Source organism: Stutzerimonas tarimensis, from assembly GCF_042648805.1.
Taxonomy (GTDB): domain Bacteria; phylum Pseudomonadota; class Gammaproteobacteria; order Pseudomonadales; family Pseudomonadaceae; genus Azomonas; species Azomonas tarimensis.
In genome coordinates this window covers 13,471-32,970 of sequence record NZ_JBHRXZ010000016.1, presented here as the reverse complement: position 1 = coordinate 32,970, position 19,500 = coordinate 13,471, and the positions used below count along the sequence as shown (strand labels likewise).

General features: G+C 63.6%; 18 protein-coding genes and 1 pseudogene. 11 read left to right on the top strand and 8 right to left on the bottom strand.

Annotated features, from left to right (window positions below; translation table 11 throughout):
* Positions 1–119: 119 nt before the first annotated feature.
* The 5 genes from ACFOMF_RS05520 (at position 120) to ACFOMF_RS05500 (ending at position 5,966) form a co-directional block, all read left to right on the top strand.
* Positions 120–899, top strand: a complete 780-nt coding sequence (locus ACFOMF_RS05520) for an IclR family transcriptional regulator (protein WP_386362031.1) — start codon at positions 120–122, stop codon at positions 897–899.
* Positions 900–1,119: 220 nt separating this feature from the next.
* Positions 1,120–2,166, top strand: coding sequence for a Gfo/Idh/MocA family protein (locus ACFOMF_RS05515; RefSeq protein WP_386362028.1), 1,047 nt, complete (start codon positions 1,120–1,122; stop codon positions 2,164–2,166).
* A 23-nt stretch (positions 2,167–2,189) separates the two neighbouring features.
* Entirely contained in the window at positions 2,190–3,005 is an 816-nt protein-coding gene (locus tag ACFOMF_RS05510; RefSeq protein ID WP_386362025.1) for a sugar phosphate isomerase/epimerase family protein, read from the top strand.
* A 283-nt stretch (positions 3,006–3,288) separates the two neighbouring features.
* On the top strand, positions 3,289–5,199 hold the full coding sequence (quiC, locus tag ACFOMF_RS05505; RefSeq protein ID WP_386362022.1) for a 3-dehydroshikimate dehydratase QuiC: 1,911 nt from the start codon (positions 3,289–3,291) through the stop codon (positions 5,197–5,199).
* 98 nt (positions 5,200–5,297) lie between these two features.
* Positions 5,298–5,966, top strand: a complete 669-nt coding sequence (locus tag ACFOMF_RS05500) for a TetR family transcriptional regulator (protein WP_386362019.1) — start codon at positions 5,298–5,300, stop codon at positions 5,964–5,966.
* Positions 5,967–6,048: 82 nt separating this feature from the next.
* On the opposite strand, the gene ACFOMF_RS05495 is transcribed toward ACFOMF_RS05500, so the two are convergent.
* The 4 genes from ACFOMF_RS05495 to ACFOMF_RS05480 all read right to left on the bottom strand — a co-directional run bounded on the left by ACFOMF_RS05495 (position 6,049) and on the right by ACFOMF_RS05480 (position 10,082).
* Complete coding sequence (locus ACFOMF_RS05495) at positions 6,049–6,903, bottom strand: shikimate dehydrogenase (protein WP_386362016.1); 855 nt, start codon at positions 6,901–6,903, stop codon at positions 6,049–6,051.
* On the bottom strand, positions 6,893–7,348 hold the full coding sequence (gene aroQ, locus ACFOMF_RS05490; protein WP_386362013.1) for a type II 3-dehydroquinate dehydratase: 456 nt from the start codon (positions 7,346–7,348) through the stop codon (positions 6,893–6,895). Before aroQ ends, ACFOMF_RS05495 begins: the two co-directional genes overlap by 11 nt.
* Before the next feature lie 132 nt (positions 7,349–7,480).
* Positions 7,481–8,296 carry a sugar phosphate isomerase/epimerase family protein gene (locus tag ACFOMF_RS05485; RefSeq protein ID WP_386362010.1) on the bottom strand — a complete coding sequence of 272 codons (816 nt, stop codon included), beginning with the start codon at positions 8,294–8,296 and terminating at the stop codon, positions 7,481–7,483.
* A 25-nt stretch (positions 8,297–8,321) separates the two neighbouring features.
* Positions 8,322–10,082: an FAD-dependent oxidoreductase gene (locus ACFOMF_RS05480; protein ID WP_386362008.1), complete on the bottom strand. Its 1,761-nt coding sequence runs from the start codon at positions 10,080–10,082 to the stop codon at positions 8,322–8,324.
* Positions 10,083–10,343: 261 nt separating this feature from the next.
* Here ACFOMF_RS05480 and ACFOMF_RS05475 point away from each other — a divergent pair, with 261 nt between their 5' ends.
* Entirely contained in the window at positions 10,344–11,339 is a 996-nt protein-coding gene (locus ACFOMF_RS05475) for a tripartite tricarboxylate transporter substrate binding protein (protein WP_386362006.1), read from the top strand.
* A gap of 153 nt (positions 11,340–11,492) precedes the next feature.
* On the opposite strand, the gene ACFOMF_RS05470 is transcribed toward ACFOMF_RS05475, so the two are convergent.
* Genes ACFOMF_RS05470 through ACFOMF_RS05460 form a run of 3 tightly spaced genes read right to left on the bottom strand, consistent with a single transcriptional unit; the run spans position 11,493 to position 14,329 of the window.
* Positions 11,493–13,175, bottom strand: a complete 1,683-nt coding sequence (locus ACFOMF_RS05470) for an FAD-dependent oxidoreductase (RefSeq protein ID WP_386362004.1) — start codon at positions 13,173–13,175, stop codon at positions 11,493–11,495.
* Between the two features lie 13 nt (positions 13,176–13,188).
* Positions 13,189–13,509: an NIPSNAP family protein gene (locus tag ACFOMF_RS05465; protein ID WP_386362002.1), complete on the bottom strand. Its 321-nt coding sequence runs from the start codon at positions 13,507–13,509 to the stop codon at positions 13,189–13,191.
* 10 nt (positions 13,510–13,519) lie between these two features.
* A complete protein-coding gene (locus ACFOMF_RS05460; RefSeq protein WP_386362000.1) occupies positions 13,520–14,329 on the bottom strand; it encodes a shikimate dehydrogenase family protein in 810 nt (269 codons plus the stop codon).
* Positions 14,330–14,465: 136 nt separating this feature from the next.
* Here ACFOMF_RS05460 and ACFOMF_RS05455 point away from each other — a divergent pair, with 136 nt between their 5' ends.
* The 4 genes from ACFOMF_RS05455 (at position 14,466) to zapE (ending at position 17,852) form a co-directional block, all read left to right on the top strand.
* Positions 14,466–15,236 (top strand): IclR family transcriptional regulator domain-containing protein, encoded by a 771-nt coding sequence (locus ACFOMF_RS05455; protein WP_386361998.1) that lies wholly within the window; start codon positions 14,466–14,468, stop codon positions 15,234–15,236.
* Positions 15,237–15,441: 205 nt separating this feature from the next.
* Positions 15,442–16,161 (top strand): protocatechuate 3,4-dioxygenase subunit beta, encoded by a 720-nt coding sequence (gene pcaH, locus ACFOMF_RS05450; protein WP_386361997.1) that lies wholly within the window; start codon positions 15,442–15,444, stop codon positions 16,159–16,161.
* A gap of 13 nt (positions 16,162–16,174) precedes the next feature.
* Positions 16,175–16,780: a protocatechuate 3,4-dioxygenase subunit alpha gene (gene pcaG, locus ACFOMF_RS05445; protein WP_386361995.1), complete on the top strand. Its 606-nt coding sequence runs from the start codon at positions 16,175–16,177 to the stop codon at positions 16,778–16,780.
* Complete coding sequence (zapE, locus tag ACFOMF_RS05440; protein WP_386361993.1) at positions 16,770–17,852, top strand: cell division protein ZapE; 1,083 nt, start codon at positions 16,770–16,772, stop codon at positions 17,850–17,852. Before pcaG ends, zapE begins: the two co-directional genes overlap by 11 nt.
* 81 nt (positions 17,853–17,933) lie before the next feature.
* On the opposite strand, the pseudogene ACFOMF_RS05435 reads toward zapE, so the two are convergent.
* Positions 17,934–18,053, bottom strand: a pseudogene (locus ACFOMF_RS05435) (VOC family protein); the annotation flags it as partial.
* A 236-nt stretch (positions 18,054–18,289) separates the two neighbouring features.
* Between ACFOMF_RS05435 and ACFOMF_RS05430 the strand changes: the two are divergent.
* The gene (locus tag ACFOMF_RS05430; protein WP_386361991.1) at positions 18,290–19,294 is read left to right on the top strand and encodes an alpha/beta fold hydrolase; all 1,005 of its coding nucleotides are present in this window, start codon (positions 18,290–18,292) and stop codon (positions 19,292–19,294) included.
* Positions 19,295–19,500 lie beyond the last annotated feature (206 nt).

The following is a 19,500-nucleotide window of genomic DNA, read 5'->3' as shown; positions in this document are numbered from 1 at the left end:
AATCGCACAAAAACTAACTAGTTCGAACATATACGAAGGTCGTCCTGCAGGGAACAGCGGTTTCCCGGCCGGACCCCGCTCTCTAGAATCACCCGGCCTCTTTTGAACAGGACCTCTTCATGGCTGGTAGTCAGATTGAACGCGCGGTGGGCATATTGGAGTGCCTGGCCTCCCAGCCTGGCGGCATGGCGCTGCAGGCCCTGGCCGATTCGCTGCAGATCCCCAAGAGCGCCGCTCACCGGATGCTGGCGGAGCTGGCCCGGCTCGGCTATGTCCGTCAGGACGCTCGCAGTAGCCATTATCTGTTGACCACTCGACTGGTCGCCATCGGCTTGCGCTATCTGGGCAACAGTGGGGCAGATATCGTCCAGCCGATTCTGGATCGCCTGGCCGAGCAGAGCGGCGAGCTGGTGCGCCTTGGGGTGATCGAGGCCAGTCGGCTGGTCTGGATAGCCAAGTCCCAGGGGGCTCGTTCCGGACTGCGCTACGACCCTGACATGGGCCGGGACGCGCCTCTGTTTCCGACCGCATCCGGACATGCCTGGCTGGCAAGCCTGGATGATGAACAGGCGCTGCAACTGGTGCGCTGCCAGGGGCAACGCAGCGATGCCGACGAACGCGGTCCAAATGCGCCACGAGATGAAGCGGCCCTGCTCGAAAGACTGCGGCTGGCACGCCAGATCGGTTATGCCTGGGTGGTGGAGAGCTCCAGCGTGGGTATGTCCGCGGTAGCCGCGGTAGTACGGCATCCGGTGGAAGGCCATGCGATCGCTGTGCTGAGCATCGCCGGACCCACCGCCCGACTGCCCGAGGCCCGCCTTCATGAGTTGGCGCCGGGATTGCTATCAGCCAGCGAAGAGCTCTCGGGCGCCAGCCAGGCGTCAGAGCTGTTCACCTGATGTATTCGGCCCGAGGGAGCGGCCATTGGAAATGTAGAGATTTTTCCTTCGCGCGAATCGTCCGATAATCGAACGTTATTGCTCGCGGATCGCTCTCATATCGAGTCAAGGCGCTGGAAAACGCAAACGCAAAGGACGATAGTGGCCCAATAACAACTGGAACAGTGTTCCGGATTATGTTTCGAGGCTGCCCTTTGAGCCTCCAGACGAGGAAGTCGCTTTGCATCTACCTTTGCGTATTGCCCTGATCGGCGCTGGCGTGATGGGGCGCCAGCACCAGACCTACCTTGCCCGATCCGACGAAGCCTGCCTGCGAGCCATCGCTGACCCCAGTCCAGCCGCCGCCGAGTTTGCCGCGGGTCTGGCGGTTCCCTGGTTCGCCGACCATCGGCAGATGCTGGAGCAGGCGCGTCCGGACGCCGTGATCGTCGCGAACCCCAGTAAGCTGCACGTGCCGACGGCACTGGACTGCCTGGCACGGGGTATTCCCGTGCTGCTGGAGAAACCGGTAGGGGTCGGGCTTGACGAGGTCCGCACACTCGTCGAGGCAAGCGCAAAAAGTGGCGTGTCGGTGCTTGTCGGCCATCATCGGCGGCACAATCCGCTGATCGCTCGGGCACGGCAACTGATCGGCGAGGGCGCTCTGGGCCGGCTGACCACGGTGACGGCGCTGTGGCAGCTGCAGAAGCCGGCCAGCTATTTCGAGCAGGCGTGGCGCCGCGAGCCGGGCGCCGGCATGTTGTTGACCAATCTCATCCATGATCTGGACCTGCTGCGCCATCTGTGCGGAGAGGTCCAGTCCGTGCAGGCGATGACCGACAATCGAGCCCGCGGCCTGCCCAACGAGGACAGTGCAGCGGTGCTGCTGCGCTTCGAGAACGGTGCGCTGGGCACCCTGACCGGCTCCGACGCAGTGGCGGCGCCCTGGAGCTGGGAGCTGGGCTCCGGGGAGAACCCCGTTTATCCGCGCCAGGATCAGCCCTGCTACCTGCTGGCAGGCACCCAGGGTGCGCTCGCCGTTCCGCAGTTGCAGCACTGGCGGTATGCCGAGGCGGGCGCAGGCTGGCATCAACCTCTGTCAAGCACCCGTGAGCCCGTGCCTGCCGGTGATGCACTGGCCCTTCAGCTCCAGCACTTCGTCCGGGTCGTTCGCGGCGAGGCCCGTCCGCTGGTGGACGCGGCCGATGCCGGACGCACCCTGGCGCTGGTCGAGGCGATCAGGCACGCCGCCAGCAGTGGTGTTTGCGTGACGCCCGAAACCCTTTGATCCGACCGCTTGCAGAGACACCCATGACCGACCGTATTCTTTCCCTCGCTGCCCTCACGGTACTCGAGCTATCGCCTCCTCAGATGGTGGAGGTGGCCGCTCAGGCGGGATACAGCCACGTAGGGCTGCGCCTGGTGCCGGCCACGCCGGAAGAACATCACTTTCCCCTCGTGGCCGACGCCGCGCTGCGCCGGGAGACTCTGGCACGACTGCGCGACACCGGAATCCGCGTACTGGACGTGGAGATCCTGCGTCTGAAGCCCGACACCCGGGTGGCTGATTTCGAGGCGATTCTTGCAGCCGGGGCGGAGCTGGGAGCCACCGAATTGCTGGTGGCCGGCAACGATCCTGATGAAGCCCGGCAGACCCAGAACTTCGCCGCGCTGTGCGAGCTGTCGGCCGGCTACGAACTGCATCCACATCTGGAGTTCATGCCCTGGACCGACGCCCGTGACCTGGCCCAGGCCGTGCGTATCGTCGAAGCGGCAGGCTGCGCCAACGGAGGCGTACTGGTGGACGCCTTCCACTTCGACCGCTCTGCTTCCCGGCTGGAAGACCTTGCGCGGGTGCCGCCCTCGCGCCTGCGTTACATGCAGCTGTGCGATGTGGCGGGGCCGCGTCCTGACGATATGCAGGAAATCCTGCGCCAGGCTCGCCAGGAGCGACGTTTCCCCGGAGAAGGCGACTGCGACCTGCTCGGCCTGTTGCGCTGCCTGCCGGAGAACATTCCGCTGAGTCTGGAGATTCCCACCCGTCAGTTGCTGGAGCAGGGCGTCAGTGCACTGGACCGGGCACGCATGGCGCTGGAAAGAAGCCTGGCTGTACTGGCCCGCCTGTAGGGTGGAAAGATCCCGCCTCGCCGGTGCATCGCGCCGCCAGCCCAGCGCCTTCGGACATTGATGAAGCCACCTCCTGCGTCTTACGGCAGTCCACCCAGAGGTCTTGGGAAATCGTATCGCTCGATAATCGAACGACAAACGTACTGGTTCGTACATTTTCGTTTGCCAGCCGTTAATCGCACGACAATACTCCTCGGATAGTTGACGCAGCGGCGTTGCGCTTGTGGCGCCCGTTGCGAATCCACGCCGCACCGACAGCGCCTCAAGCGACAAGGAGCTCCTCATGCACCGTTCGATCGCCACCGTCTCGCTCAGCGGAACTCTTCCCGAGAAGCTGGAGGCCGTAGCTGCCGCCGGGTTCGATGGGGTGGAGATCTTTGAAAACGACTTGCTTTACTACTCGGGCAGCCCGACCCAGATACGCCGGATGTGCGCCGATCTAGGCATCGCCATAACGCTGTTCCAGCCGTTCCGTGATTTCGAGGGCTGCGGGCGTGAGCGCCTGCAGCGCAACCTCGACCGGGCCGAGCGTAAGTTCGACCTGATGCAGGAGCTCGGAACCGACCTGGTGCTGGTGTGCAGCAACGTGGCGGCAGACAGCCTGGGCGATGAGGACATTCTTGTCGATGACCTTGCGGTCCTGGCCGAGCGGGCTGGCAAGCGGGGGCTGCGCATCGGCTACGAAGCCCTGGCCTGGGGCCGCCACGTGAGCACTTACCAGCAGGTCTGGCGTCTGGTGAAGCAGGTCGACCATTCTGCGCTCGGGGTGATCCTGGACAGTTTTCACACGCTTTCGCTGAAGGGCGATCCGTCCGCGATTGCCGAGATTCCTGGTGACAAGATCTTCTTCGTGCAAATGGCCGACGCGCCCATCCTGCAGATGGATGTCCTGGAATGGAGCCGCCATTTCCGCTGCTTCCCAGGCCAGGGCGAATTCGATCTGCCGAATTTTCTCGCACCGATCCTTCGCACGGGATATACCGGCCCGCTGTCATTGGAGATCTTCAACGACGGATTCCGCGCCGCGCCACCGCGGGCCAACGCGGCCGACGGTCTGCGCTCTCTGCTCTATCTCGAGGAGAAGACTCGCAAGATTCTCGAACAGGACACCGTACCGCCGGTCAATCTCGATGCGCTGTTCGCCCCCCCGGCCGCGAGCCGTTACGAGGGCGTGGAGTTTCTCGAATTTGCCGTTGACGAGCCCTGCGCCGCCAAGCTGCGTACCTGGCTCGAACGTCTGGGATTTGCCCGTGCTGGCGAGCACCGTTCGAAGAACGTCAGCCTGTTGCGCCAGGGGGATGTCAATATCGTGCTCAATGCCGAGCCGTATTCGTTCGCCCATGGTTTCTTCGAAGCCCACGGCCCGTCGTTGTGCGCCACCGGTTTTCGCGTGCGCGATGAAGCTACTGCGCTGGAGCGTGCCCGGGCCTTCAAGGCTCAGCCTTATCGCGGGCTGGTCGGGCCGAACGAGCGGGAGATCCCGGCGGTTCGAGCGCCCGATGGCAGCCTGATCTACATGGTGGAACAGCGAGAAGCCGGCCATACGATCTACGACAGCGACTTCGTTCTCGCACCGGATGCGATCCAGCCGGGCAACCTGCAGCGTATCGATCACATGGCCATGGCACTGCCGGCCGACAGTCTCGACAGCTGGGTACTGTTCTACAAGACGGCACTGGATTTTCGCGCCGACGATGAAGTCGTCCTGCCCGATCCCTACGGGCTGGTGAAAAGCCGTGCCGTCCGCAGCCGCTGTGGCAGTATCCGCTTGCCGTTGAATGTCTCGGAAAACCGTAACACGGCGGTCTCCCATGCGCTGTCGAGCTACCGGGGCTCTGGAGTACATCACATTGCGTTTGCTTGTGAAGATATCTTCACCGAAGTGAACCGCTCCAAGGATGCCGGCGTGCCGCTGCTCGATATTCCGCTGAACTACTACGATGACCTGGCCGCGCGTTTCGACTTCGATGACGAATTTCTCAGCGAACTGGCGTACTACAACGTCCTCTACGACCGTGACGCCCAGGGCGGCGAGTTCTTTCACGTCTATACCGAGCCATTCGAGGACCGCTTCTTCTTTGAAATCATCCAGCGCAAGAACGGTTACTCCGGCTACGGGGCTGCTAACGTCGCCGTGCGCCTGGCCGCGCTGGCCAAGGCTCGGGGCAGTTCTTCGGATGGATCGCGTCGATGAATGGTTGGGGAGCGAACGAAGAGGCACTGGTCTTCACTGTACGGGAGCCATTCTTCATAATCGTTTCTCTTCGTACCCAGGGCTGACAGATTCCAACAATGACTTACGCAGACCCTCAGGCGGGTGAGAACCCGGCCGACAATCGCAGAACCCGCAAGAACAATCCGGAAAAAACCCGGGAGGACATTCTCCAGGCGGCAATCGCCGAATTCGTCGAGTATGGGTTGTCCGGTGCGCGGGTGGATGCCATTGCCGAGCGCACCCGTACTTCCAAGCGGATGATCTATTACTACTTCGGTAACAAGGAACAGCTCTACCTCCGGGTGCTGGAAAAGCTCTACGGAGATATTCGCCACACCGAGAGCGAACTCCATCTCGGCGAGCTGGACCCGTCGGTGGCCATCCGGCGACTTGTGGAGTTCACCTTCGATCACCACGACCGTAATCCAGGCTTCGTGCGCATCGTCTGTATCGAAAACATCCACAACGGCGACCACGTCAAGGAATCGGACACCATTCGATCAATGAGCAGCAACGTCACACACCTGCTGGACCAGATTCTGCGCCGGGGCGAGGCTGAAGGGGTATTCCGGTCCGGCCTGCAGGCGGTCGACGTTCACCTGCTGATGAGCTCGTTCTGCTTCTACCGCAACTCCAACCGCCACACCTTCGGCGAGATCTTTCAGATCGACCTGCATGAGCCTTCGGTCAAGCAGCGCCACAGGACGATGATCTGCGAATCGGTGCTGCGCTACCTCCAGGCGTGATTGACCCGGGCAGAGTCTTTACGTGGCGGCACGAATCTCGAAAGCCAGGCGAAAGGCCGAAGCAGCAACCCCGGCCCCGGCCTCACATTCCGAGAAAATGCTCCTGCATCCGTTCGGCATCGGCCTGCACGCCGGTGAACAGCTCGAACGCCTTGACCGCCTGGAACACCGCCATGGTGCCGCCATCCAGAGTCCGGCAGCCCAGGGCGCGAGCATGCCTGAGCAGTTCGGTTTCCAGTGGGAAGTAGATGATCTCGGCCACCCAGAGCGCCGGGCGCAGCAGTTCGACCGGCAAGGGGGCGCCTGGGAGCTTGGCCATGCCGACCGGCGTGGTGTTGACCAGGCCATCGGCTTCGGCCATGGCAGTCGCCAGGTCACGACCAACCACTGCACGACCCTGGCCGAATCGCTCGTTCAGACTATCCACCAGGCCCTGGGCCCGGGCCGGCTCCACTTCGAACACGCTGAGCTGCTCGACGCCCTCGGCGAGCAACGCATGGGCCACCGCGGCACCGGCGCCGCCGCCACCCATCTGCACCACCCGGCCGATGGCCACCCCCGGTAGACCCCGGCGGAACCCTTCGGCGAAACCGAGGGCATCGGTGTTATGGCCGACGCGCTTGCCGTCCTTGAGGACCACGGTATTCACCGCACCGATACCACGGGCTTCGTCGGACAATTCGTCGAGCAGGGGAATGATCGCCTGCTTGGCCGGGAAAGTGATGTTGAGGCCGGTGAATCCCATCCGTTCGGCAGCACTCAGCAGGTCGGGCAGGGCGTTCGTGTCCAGCTTGAGCTGATCCAGGTCGATCAGCCGGTACAGGTAGCGAATACCCTGGGCGTCGCCCTCGCGTTCATGCAGCGCGGGGGTACGGGACAGCTGGATGCCGGCGCCGATGAGGCCGGCAAGGACGGAAGCGGTCTTGTTATTGTTCATGGGAAAATCCTTCGAGCAGGTGGGCGAAATGTTCCAGGCCCAGGCGATAGCCGTTGCTGCCGAGGCCGGCGATCACCCCGACGGCGATCGGTGAGACAAATGAGTGATGGCGGAAGGCTTCGCGCTTGTGCACGTTGGAGAGGTGCACTTCGATCACCGGCAGCTCCGCTGCGCTGAGGGCATCGCGGATCGCCACCGAGGTGTGGGTCCAGGCAGCCGGGTTGATCAGAATGCCGGCGCAGCGGCCACGGGCATGGTGGATGCGCTCGATCAGCTCGCCTTCGTGGTTGGTCTGGAAGAACTCGATCGTCAGCCCGTGGGACTCGCCGGTACGGCGGCACAACTCTGCGATATCTGCCAGGGTTTCGTAGCCGTAGGTCGAAGGCTCACGGGTGCCAAGCATGTTTAGATTGGGACCGTTGAGAACGAGAATGACAGGGGACACCGCACCGCTCCTTTAGTAACTAACTGGTTAATACAGTATCAAAAGGCTTGGCGGCCGGCGGCCTGGATGAAGGTCTCAGATCGAAGAATAGGGCGATAATCGGATGAAATGGTCGACACTCGACCTTGGGCATCATGCCGCTATGCAGTCCTCGAGCAGGGCCAGGGTTGCCAGTCGTGCCCGTTGCGCCCACCCGTCGGCACCCAGGCGGGCCCGCTCGGCGTGATTGGGCACCTCCACGCTTACCGGCAACCCTGCCGGCAATCCACTCCACAGTTCTGCCAGGGCCAGGCCACCTTCGCCCGGCAGGAGCCGCTCGCAGCGCGCCGCATTGATCAGGCCCTCGACCGTATCTGGTGCTGCTCGGGGAGCGTCGCACAGTTGGGCGTAATGAAGGTGTTGAAAGGGTATACGGGCTAGCTGTTGCAAGGTGCTGTTGGAGCGGGCGAAGTGCATGGCATCTATCAGCACGCCACTGTTGGGCTGGTTGGCAGCCTCGACGATGCCCCAGGCGCTTGCGAGGTCGGGGACGGCGGTCCAGGGCATGAACTCGAGGTCTGCGGTCAGCCCGAAGGGAAGGGCGGCCTCGCACAAGGCGGCGAAATTTGCAGTGAGACGGGACGGGTCATGGTCGTCCCCGGCTACCAGCACCGCTCGCGCCTGCAACAGGCCGCCAACTTCCAGAAAGCGCAGATAGGATTCAAGATTGAAGGCTTCGTCCAGCCGGATCATTTCCAGATCGGCGATACGCACTCCGGTACCCGCCTGGCAGGCCAGGGTTTCCCGGAGCTGGCGAGGATCGTTCATCAGCGGATAGGCCTGGCCGCCCGGTGACGAAGGCAGCAGGCGGATGCCAGCACAGCTGTAGCCGGTACGCATCGCGGTTTGCAGCGCCTGCGGGGGCGATTGTTCGGTGGTCAGATAGGCGAGGGACAATTCTCGAGGCATGACGAAATACCTGTATGCGTGTGGATCAGACGCTGGCGCGCTGGGTGGTCGGTCTGTGTTGGCGGTTCGTACTGGAAGCCGCCACGGCATGTCCTGCGGCAACCCAGGCAAAAGCCAGGCCGGGCCCCAGCGTGATGCCCGGTCCGGGATAACTGCCGCCCATGATGGAATGCATGTCGTTGCCCACCGCGTACAGCCCGGCGATTGGCACGCCGGCCGCGTCAAGTACCTGAGCTTCGGTGTTGGTGGCAAAGCCAGTAGCAGCGCCAATGTCGCCCGGGTAGAGCCGTACGGCGTAGAAGGGCGCGCTGTCGATGGGACCCAGGTTGGGATTGGGTAACGGGTTGGTCGCGTCGCCATTGGCGCGCTGGTAGTCGGTGCTGCCACGCCCGAACTCTGGGTCGTGACCCTCGCGGGCATAACGGTTCATCTTTGCCAGGCTGTCCTCCAGACCCGCCGGGTCTATTCCCAGCTTGCTCGCCAGTTCACCAGGCGTCGCGGCTGCGGTGAGGTAACCATCCTGGAGGAAGGGCTTCAGGCCCCTGCCTCCCGGGCGCACCATGCCAAGGCCGTACTTGCGCAGACCCACCGCATCGGTGATGAGGAACGCCGGGATCGCAGGCGCCTGTCGATGCGCCGCCTGCATGCCAAGGCCGAACAGATGATAGGAGGTGGACTCGTTGAGAAAGCGTCGGCCACGCCAGTCGACGGTGATTACCCCGGGCTTGCCGCGATCCATGATGAAGTGGGGAAACACCGCCTGGCTGCCGTCAGGCCTCTTGCGGATCGACACGGGCGCCCAGAAGGCATTGCTCAGCCCGCTTTCCCCGTAGCGCGCGCCGACGGCTTCCGCCAAGTCATGGGCCGCGCCGGTATGGCCTGGCGCTGCCGGGCACCAGCCAGGGTCGATCTCACCGAGCAGCTTCCGACGGCGCTCGGGATGCCGATTGAAGCCGCCGCCTGCCAGGATCAGCCCGCCCTCGATGCGCAGGCGCCGCCGCACTCCAGCCTGACTGACTTCGATGGCGCAGACTCGTCCGCCGTCTCGCTCGATGCGCTCCAGCGTGGCGCTGGTCAGGATCGGGACTTCGCGCTGATCCAGCGAATGCAGCAACCGCGCCACCAATGCATTGCCCATTACCAGACGGGTACCACGGGGATGGCGAAGGCGATCGCGGAGGTGGCGGGCGAGGAGGCTGCAAGAATACTTGAAGGACGCCCATTTTCTGGTCAGGCCAAGCAGGTGCGCGACGTCGTCGCGATCCACCATCATCCCGCCCAGCACGGTGAATTCGGGAATCGGCGGGCGGACCAGCGCGAAGCGTTTGCCCAGCAGCCGCCCATCGAAAGGCAGCGGCTCCAGCGCGCGCCCGCAAAGCGTCGAGCCTTCCAGCTCCGAAAGGTAGTCCGGGTGGAACGGGCGAGCTCGGTATTTCACGGACGAATGTGCTTCGATCTCGGCGACCGCTTGGGGTCCGGCGTGCAGAAAGGTTTCACGCAACGCCTGCGCTGAGCAGTCCCCCACCGAACGGTCGAGAAAGCCGCGCGCCTTGTCCAGGCTGTCACCACCCGGCGCGACGCTGCTGGCGTGCTGACTGTTGGGTATCCAGGTGGTGCCTGCGGAAAATGCGGTGGTGCCGCCCACATACTCGGTGCTTTCCAACAGCAGCACCTTGGCGCCGCGCAGGGCTGCGAACAACGCGGCTGACATGCCCGCCCCCCCGGCACCGACCACCACAATGTCAAATGTTTGATCCGGCTGGAAATCCTGCAAGGTCTGGTGCATGGGCTGTTTCCCTTGTTGTTGTTGGAGAGAAAGACGATGTCCGGGGACGTCTGCGCAGGCTGCCCCGATAACGACACTTGACCGGAGAGAAGCCGCCCGGCGGAAATCAGAATCTTGTTCTGATTTGTTATTGGAACGGTATTCCATTTATTGAAATTTGTGCAACCATGAAATGGCATGGCTCGATACAGACCGCAGGCATGACAGCTGGCGACGACGGTACGGTCATGAGGACAAACAACAACAAGACTGGAGGTAGGCATGACCAACAAATGGCTGGCCGGTACGCTGGTGGCAGGTGCCCTTTATGGCGCACAGACACTCGCGGCATATCCGGAGCGCAATATCCAGGCAGTGGTGCCCTGGGGTGCCGGGGGAGCCACCGACGGCGTGGCTCGGGCAATCACGCCGCATGTCGAGAAAATCCTGGGGAGTCGTCTGGTACTGAGCAATCGCCCGGGAGGCACCGGTCTGATTGGCACCGACTACGTTCTGCGCCAGCGGGCCGATGGCTACACCATGCTTTACGGCGCCGAGAACCCCCAGCTTTACCCCCTGCTCGGATTGGCCGAGTTCGATTACCGGGTGCTGCATCCGGTGAGCATTCTGGGCCAGAGCGTAGTGGTCATTGCGGTCCATCCGGACAGCCCCTTCGACAGCATGCAGGCGTTGCTGGACCACGCTGGAGCCAACCCGGGGCAGCTGCGCATGGGCACGGTCGGGGTAGGCGGAGCACCAGCCACCGTGCACTCCATGGTCAACTCTGTGCGTGAACTCAAGGTACGCGAGGTGACCTTTGGCGGGGACGGGCCTGGCATCACGGCACTCATGGGCAATCATATCGACTTCATGCCGCTCAGCCTCGGCCCGACCAAGTCGCAGATCCAGGCCGGTCGTCTTCGCGCCCTGGCGGTGCTCAGTGATGAACGCCATCCAGAACTCCCGGAGGTGCCGGCCATCACCGAAAGCATCCCGGAAATGCGGCCCTTCATGCCCTGGGGCACTTTCTGGGGAGTGTTCGTGCGCAAGGACACCCCCGAGGCGATCAAGCGGACCCTGGAAGACGCCTATCGGCAGGCTGCCGCGTCGCCCGAATTCCAGCAGGCGTTGGCCGGCTTTGGCGCCCGGCCGCTCAACCTCAGCGGCGAGGAAGCGAGTGCCTACCTGAACCGCTGGCAATCGGTGACAGCCTGGTCGATCTATCGGGCAGGGGCTGCACAGCGCTCTCCGGAAGAACTGGGGATCGCAGAGCCTTGATCGCAACAGAGTCCAATTGAGCCCCGGCTCGCCTGCCAGGCCGCAGGTGAGCCGGGACGAGCGATGATTCGATCCTGCACAGGGCAGGGCCATGCTTTTCAGGATCACGAAGCGGATGCACCCGAGCGAGGGGCGTTCAGCGGCGCTTGCAGACTACGCCCGCTCGCGTTCGGCCAGCGCCAGACCGGCCAGGTAGCCGAACGTCATGCCCGGACCAAGAGTGATGCCGCCGCTGGGGTAATGGCCATCCATCACGCTGGCCATGTCGTTGCCGACTGCAAACAATCCGGCGATGGGTTGGTTGCCCTGGTCGATTACCCGTGCGTTTGCATCTGTGCGCAGGCCCGCGAAGGTGCCCAGGCTACCCGGCAGCAATCGCACCGCAAAGAAGGGGCCGCGGGTGAGCGGACCAAGTGAAGGGTTCGGGCCATGCAGCGGTTCCCCCTGGGCCCGGTTATAGGCGGAGCCGCCGCGCCCGAAAAGCGGGTCCTCTCCGACGAGCGCGTGCTGGTTGAATTCGGCGACGGTGCGTTGCAGCTGTAGCGCATCGATTCCGCAGCGCTTGGCCAGCTCGGCCAGCGTGGCGCCGCACTGGAGATAGCCCGTGCGCAGAAACCGGCGCAACGGAAAGGGGAAGGGGCGCGCCGCACCGAGCCCGTAGCGCCGCTGTGCAGGCGCCTCGGCGATCAGCCAGGCGTGGGGCTGCTCGCCTTCCGGCGTCGAGGCGAAAAGATCCTGCATGAAATCGTGATAACAGTCGGCTTCGTTGGTGAAGCGGCGACCGTCGGAGCGCACCGCGATGAAGCCGGGCTTGGCGCGCTCCATCAGATGCGGGAAAGCGCCTGTGCTGCCATCGCGCCTGGGCATCAGCGAGACCGGCACCCAGGCAGCGGGCTGCGCCAGATCCGTGGCTAACTGCGCACCCACGGCTTCGCCAAGACGCAGGCCGTCGCCGCTGTTGCTCTCGGGCGCGGCCGAGTGGTGTTGCTGGCCCAATTCCGCAAGGCGTGTCCTGTCGTGCGGATAGCCGCCACAGGCGAGCACCACGCCCCGCCGGGCGACCACCTGTAGCGGCCGGCCGTGGTGCTGCAGCCACGCCCCGGTGACCGAGTTTGCGTAGCGGGTCAGTTCAATGGCTGCGTGTTCGGTCAACAGGGTCACGCCGGCATCCAGCGCGCTACGCAACAGCCGGGCCACCAGCGCGTTGCCGTTGACCAGGTGCAGACCACGTCCGCGCAGAAGCCGGTCGCGCCCATGGCGGTACAGCCGCGTGGCGGCATGTACTGCAGAGCGGGGCCTCCGGGTGGCGTTGAGGAAGTGAGTGAGATCGGCGCCGCCTGCGATGCCCATGCCACCGAGGCTGATAAGATCGAGCGGAGGACGCAGCTTGTGTATCCAGTCCCCCAGTGCACGCCCGTCGAACGGTCGCGCACACAGAGAGCGACCGCCCGGGGCGAAACCTGGTGACTCACGCATGTCCGGCATTCGGCTGCCGGAAAAGAACTGAACCCGGGTATGCCGGCGGAAAAAGTCGACCATCCTGGGGCCGTGGTGCAGATAGGCGAGTTGCCTGGCATCCAGCCTGTCCCGTCCCAGCTCGGCGCATAGATAGCGTTCAGCCGCGCCCGCTTCCTCCACAAAGCCTTCTTCAACGGCCAGTGGATTCCGTGGAATCCACATCCAGCCGCCGGACCAGGCGCTGGTGCCGCCCAGCACCTCGGCCTTTTCCGCCACGATCACCTGCAGTCCGTGGTGTGCGGCGGTCACCGCTGTGGCAAGGCCGGCTGCGCCGGAGCCGATGACCAGAACATCGCAGTCCAGTGCCGTGCTGTCCATGCCGACCTCCCGATCATTGCAGTGGAGAGAAGCCGGTCGGCCTCATCAGGCGCGATTCCAGCCGCACCACAGCATCGAGCTCTCTGTTCTTTCGCGAGAATGCTGCCCAGCGCGGGTCGGCACTCATGCGTGCGCGCCGCGCCGCGCGGTCATCGAGGCTTTGGTAGGCCCAGATGTGCACCACCTGATTGGCCTCGCCGAATTCCGTGGTGAAAAATCCCACCAGTTCGCCCAGGTGCTCGGTCTGCACGGCGAGCGCATCGCTCTGGTAGAGCGCCAGCCAGTCGGCGAGCCGGGTGGGCTTGATGGTGTAGGTGCGAAGTTCGTAGTACATGAGAGGCTCCTCAAATGTCCAAAGGGGTGACGCCGAGATAGGCGCCGAGGTTGCCGAGCTGAGCGATGGCCATCTCGGCACCGGTCTGGATGCGGCAACCGCGCCTGCGGGCAGCTGCGAGCAAAGGGGTTATCTCGGGTCGGGTGACCACGTCAGCCACCAGCGTGGCGGGCGACAGCGTGTCGAGTTGTGCCGGGGGCAGCGGTAGCTCCTCGCTGTCGCCCATGCCCACCGGCGAGGCGTTCACCACCAGGTCGAAGCCCGCCAGGGTTTCGTAGTGGGTGCTTATCGATAACCCTGGAAAGTCGTCGCGCAGAATCCCGGCCAGAGAATCGGCGCGCTGCCTGGAAGCGTCCACCACCGTCAGTTGGGCGATTCCTGCTTCGGCCATGGAGTAGGCGATGGCACTGCCGACACCGCCCGAGCCGATCACCAGCGCGGTACGCCCTCCTGGGACAAAACCCTGACGCGCGGCAGCCTTGATAAATCCTTCACCGTCGACGTTGTCTCCGCTCAGGCTGCCATCCGCCTCGCGCCGGATGACATTTACCGAATGCAACGCGGCCGCACGTGGGCTGAGATGCTCGAGCCATTCGGCGAGCTGCTGCTTGTAGGGCACGGTGACCACGCAACCACGCAGGTTGCGCCAGCCTCGCAGGGTGGCAATGAATTCCTCCAGGGCGTCGGGGGCCAGGTCGATAGCAATCATGGCGCGGTCCTGGTTCTGCTGGCCAAACCAGGCGTTGAAGTTCTCAGGCGATTTCACCTGGGCGATGGGGGAGCCTACGATGGCTACCAGTTCGGTCGAGCCTCGGATCATGGTGGTTTCCTGGCGTTGTTCTTGTCAGGTGAGCATGGCAGCAGTCCACGTCTGGCTCTAGCGAAACGCGCGCGAATCTGTTGATAATCGCTTTCTTGTTGCGATAATCGCTTTATGAGGCGAACTGGACATCTTCATGAAAGAACCGCGCATTCACGACCGGGACTTGATTGCCGGCCTGCAAAAGGGGCTGGCGCTGATGCAGCTGTTCAACGAACAACGCCCCCGGCTCAGCGTGCCGCTGGCGGCCCGGCTTTCCGGCATGACACCCAGCGCGACCCGGCGTTTTCTGCTCACCCTTGTGCATGAAGGATTTGCCGAGACCGATGGACGCCATTACTGGCTCACTGCCCGGGCATTGCGTATTGGCCAGGCTTACGTCGATTCGGCGCAACTGCCGCGCATGCTGCGGCCGATCGTGGAACAGGTGGCGCGCAATACGGGCGAGCATGTCTCGGTGGGGGTGCGTGACGGCGACGACATCGTCCACATCGTCCGCAGCCGCTATAGCCATATCGCCTCGATGTCGATCCGTCCCGGCTCGCTGGTACCCTTGTACTGCACGGCGAGCGGACGGCTGTGGCTCGCTTCGCTCGACCAGCAGGCCCAGGCCGACTATTTCGCCCGGACAGACCTCGTTCAGCTGACGCCTCACACGATCACCGACCCGGACGCCGTTCGGAAAAGACTGCGGGAAATCGCCGAGCAAGGCTTTGCCCTGGTGGATCAGGAGTTCGAGGTGGGCATGCGGGTGATCGCGGTTCCGCTGTACGATCGCGCGGGCGTGCTGCGCGCGACACTCTCGCTTACAACCCACGCCTCACGGGTCAGCCTGGAGGAGATGCGCTTGCGTTACCTGATGCCGCTGTTCGAAGCCCAGGCATTATTGAAGCCAGTGATGGGGTAGGCGGCCCAGGGTGGCGTTTCTGGGAAAGAAGAGCCCGGCCGAGCGAAGAACGAAGTTGATCAATGCATCGGCTGGCCGCACATCTTGATAACCATATGGTTATGGATGGCTCTTATCCTTTCAATTTCCAGCTGCGGCACCCTGACGCACACTCGGCCCTGCCTGCATCGCACGCGCTCATTCAAATCCAACAAGGAGCACTGTCATGTCCGATCTGGACACCAGCCTGTTCGTCGCCCGTGACCGCAACTGGCATCCGAAAGCCTTCACGCCGGACTACAAGACCTCGGTCGCCCGCTCGCCCCGTCAGGCGCTGATCAGCATTCCGGCGTCGGTTTCCGAGACCACCGGCCCTGATTTCTCGCACCTGAAATTCGGCGAGCATGACAACGACCTGCTGCTGAACTTCAACAACGGCGGTCTGCCCATCGGCGAGCGGATCATCGTTTCCGGCCGGGTGCTGGACCAGTACGGCAAGCCGATCCCCAATACCCTGGTGGAGATGTGGCAGGCCAACGCCGGTGGCCGCTACCGGCACAAGAACGATCGTTACGTGGCGCCGCTGGACCCGAACTTTGGCGGCGTGGGCCGCGCCCTGACCGATCGTGACGGCAACTACATGTTCCGCACCATCAAGCCCGGCCCCTATCCGTGGCGCAACGGGCCGAACGACTGGCGGCCAGCGCACATCCACTTCTCCATCAGCGGCCCGTCGATTTCGACCCGCCTGATCACCCAGCTGTATTTCGAAGGCGACCCGTTGATCCCGCTGTGCCCGATCGTCAAGACCATCGCCAACCCCGAAGCGGTCCAGACCTTGGTCGCCAGGCTGGACATGGGTAATGCCAATCCAATGGACTGCCTGGCCTATCGCTTCGACATCGTGCTGCGTGGCCAGCGCCAGACCCACTTTGAAAACCGCTGAGAAGGAGACCCCCATGCCTGTTCAACTGCTGCCGGAGACCCCTTCCCAGACCGCCGGCCCCTACGTACACATCGGCCTGGCACTGGCCGCTGCCGGCAACCCGCCCCGTGACCAGGAAATCTGGAACGAAATGGCCAAGCCCGATGCGCCGGGCGAGCACATCATCCTGATCGGCAACGTCTACGATGGCGGCGGCCATCTGGTGCGCGACTCGTTCCTGGAGTTCTGGCAGGCCGACAGCGAAGGCCGCTACCACACCCGCTACGACCTGGAGCAGCCGTTCAACAGCTTCGGCCGCACCGCGACCACCTTCGATGCTGGCGAATGGACGCTGAAGACCGTCAAGCCCGGCGTGGTGAACAACCGCGCCGGGGCACCGATGGCGCCACATATCAACGTGTCGCTGTTCGCCCGGGGCATCAACATTCACCTGCATACGCGGATCTATTTCGAAGACGAGGTTGAAGCCAACGGCAGCGACCCGGTGCTGAACATGATCGAGTGGGTTCCTCGCCGCGACACCCTGATTGCCAAGCGGTGTGAAGTGAACGGGCAGCTGGCCTACCGGTTCGATATCTACCTGCAGGGTGAGTCGGAAACGGTGTTCTTTGACTTCTGACGCGCTGAAGTCCAGTCGGGAGTTGCCCCGGCAGCTTGTCGCGCCGGGGATCGAGCAGCATTTCGATCAACTGCTCGAGGCCCGGGGTTACCGGGCCGATCCTGCACAGAGCGGCGCCATCAGGCAACTGGCGGGCTGGTGTGAAGACTGGCTGCGCGGTCGGGGCAGCTGGCTGCGCCGTCCTGCGGCCGGCATGTATCTGTGGGGCGGGGTAGGGCGTGGCAAGAGCTTTGTCATGGACGCCTTTTTCAACGCCGCGCCCCTGGTGGCCAAGCGACGCGTGCATTTCCATGCCTTTCTCCATGAGATCCAGCTGAATCTGCGCCAGCTCACCGGCCGGGCCGATCCCCTGGCATTGGTTGCCCGAGAGATCGCTGCCGAGACCCGCCTGCTGTGTTTCGACGAGTTCCATGTCCACGACATTGGCGACGCCATGCTGCTGGGCCGGCTTTTGACCTGCCTGGTGGAGGAGGGTGTGGGGCTGGTCTGTACGTCCAACTATCCGCCCCGCGGACTTTGTCCCAATCCGCTGTACCGCGATCGTTTCGAGCCGGCCATCGCCCTGATCGAAAAGCGCTTTGCCGTCGTCAATCTCGACGGTGGCGAGGATTATCGCGAGCGTCCGGGGCATGTCTGGGGTGAATACCGGGTGGCGCCGTTCGAGCTTCAGGCTGATGCGGTGGCCGAAGGATTGCCATTGAGCGAGGCGGCCGAACGTGAGGTGTCGCTGGACGTCCACAATCGCCCGCTGCGGCTGCTGGCGCACGAAGGCGAGCGGGCATGGGCGACGTTCGACGAACTCTGCCGACTGCCCCGGGCCAGCGCTGACTTCCTCTGGCTCAGCGAAGGTTTCCGGCATCTGGCGGTGAGTGGTGTACCGCCGCTGGACGGGCAGGGCATCGACGTCCAGCAGCGCTTCCTGAATCTGGTGGATATCCTCTATGACGGCGGCAACCAGCTGCTGCTGGTGAGCGAGGCATCGCCCGAGACGCTGCTCAGCGAAGGCGCGCACACCGACTTTTCCCGAACCCGCAGTCGCCTGCGGCAGCTGCGCGTCGACTCCGGATACTGACCGGTAGCGCCGGCTACTTTGAATGCAGTCGGTCCGCGAATCGCCGCTCGGTTCCCATCAGCTGCGGCGGGCCGCTTCGAGGTCGGTCTCGGCCTGGTCGTCGGTCGCCACCTGGAACGAAAAGGCTTCGCTGTGCCTGAACGCCGGGCCGCCGTTCAGGCCCAGGCAGGGGAGGCCCAGAAGGGTGAACTCGACCGTCAGTCGAGTGCGGTGCCGTCATACCACAGGCCGATCCTGTTCTTGCTCAGCATTGTCGCTCTCCTATAGCGCTGCTTGGCTGAATTCTGTCGGAGTCCAGGCAACCTTTGGCCCCGGTTTCGCACTACAAGATAGTTGCAACTGCGCTGATGCGTCGGTGGCCCATCAAGTAACCAAGAGGGGCCGGCACGCAACAGCGCTTCCCAACGCCAACTTGATCGACAAGGAGCCGATGCGTAATGAAAGGTCTGTCTTTCCTGATCCTCTCCAGCGGAATTGTCCTGACTCCGGCGCTGCATGCCGAGCAGCCGCCAACCTATGGCCCACACCTAGAAGGGTTCAGCTACCCGCACCCGCTCAAGCGCCATGAGTTCTCGTCTCAGCGCCAGCCGCTGTTCATGGGCTACATGGACATCGCGCCGACCGACAAGGCCAATGGCCGCACCCTGGTGCTGATGCATGGCAAGAATTTCTGCGCAGCGACCTGGGAAGAGACCATCAAGGTGCTCTCCGAGCACGGCTATCGGGTGATCGCACCCGACCAGGTCGGCTTCTGCAGCTCCAGCAAACCAGAGGGCTATCAGTTCAGCTTCTCGCAACTGGCGCACAACACCCGGGCATTGCTGCAGTCGCTCGATGTCGAGGAGGTCACCCTGGTCGGCCATTCCATGGGTGGCATGCTGGCGTCCCGCTTCGCGCTCAATTACCCCGAGAGCGTTGAGCAGCTGGTGCTGGTCAATCCCATCGGTCTTGAAGACTGGCAGGCCAAAGGCGTGCCCTATGCTTCCATCGACGAGCTGTATCAGAGCGAGTTGAAAACCGACTTCGACAGGATCAAGGGCTACCAGCAGAAGGTCTATTACGATGGCGACTGGAAGCCGGAGTACGAACGCTGGGTGACCATGCTGGCGGGGATGTATGCCGGTGAAGGCAAGGAAATCGTGGCCTGGAACCAGGCGCAGACCTCCGAGATGGTCTTCACCCAACCAGTGATCCACGAGTTCGACAAACTCGAGGTGCCCACCGTACTGTTGATCGGCGGCAAGGACCGCACCGCACCGGGCGCCAACCGTGCGCCGAAGGAAGTGGCCGAGCGCCTGGGCGACTATCCCGAGCTGGGTCGCCAGGCCGCCGCGATGATACCCAACGCAACCCTGGTGCCATTCCCCGAGCTTGGCCACTCACCGCAGGTCGAGTCGCCAGACGTGTTTCACGAGGCCTTGCTGCGAGGGCTCGATGGATAGGGTTGCTCTTTGGCCCGCTCCAGCAGGCCATGACTCGCTAGCGCAGGTGGATGATTTCCTGGCCGGCAATCCCGACAACTACATGTACACGCCTCGGCAACCCCCGCCCGAAAGCCGCCGTGCAGTTGCTCCCGTAGGAGCGAGCTTGCTCGCGAATCGGGTGGGCACCGGCGCCGGGCCCTTCGCGACCAGGGTCGCTCCTACGA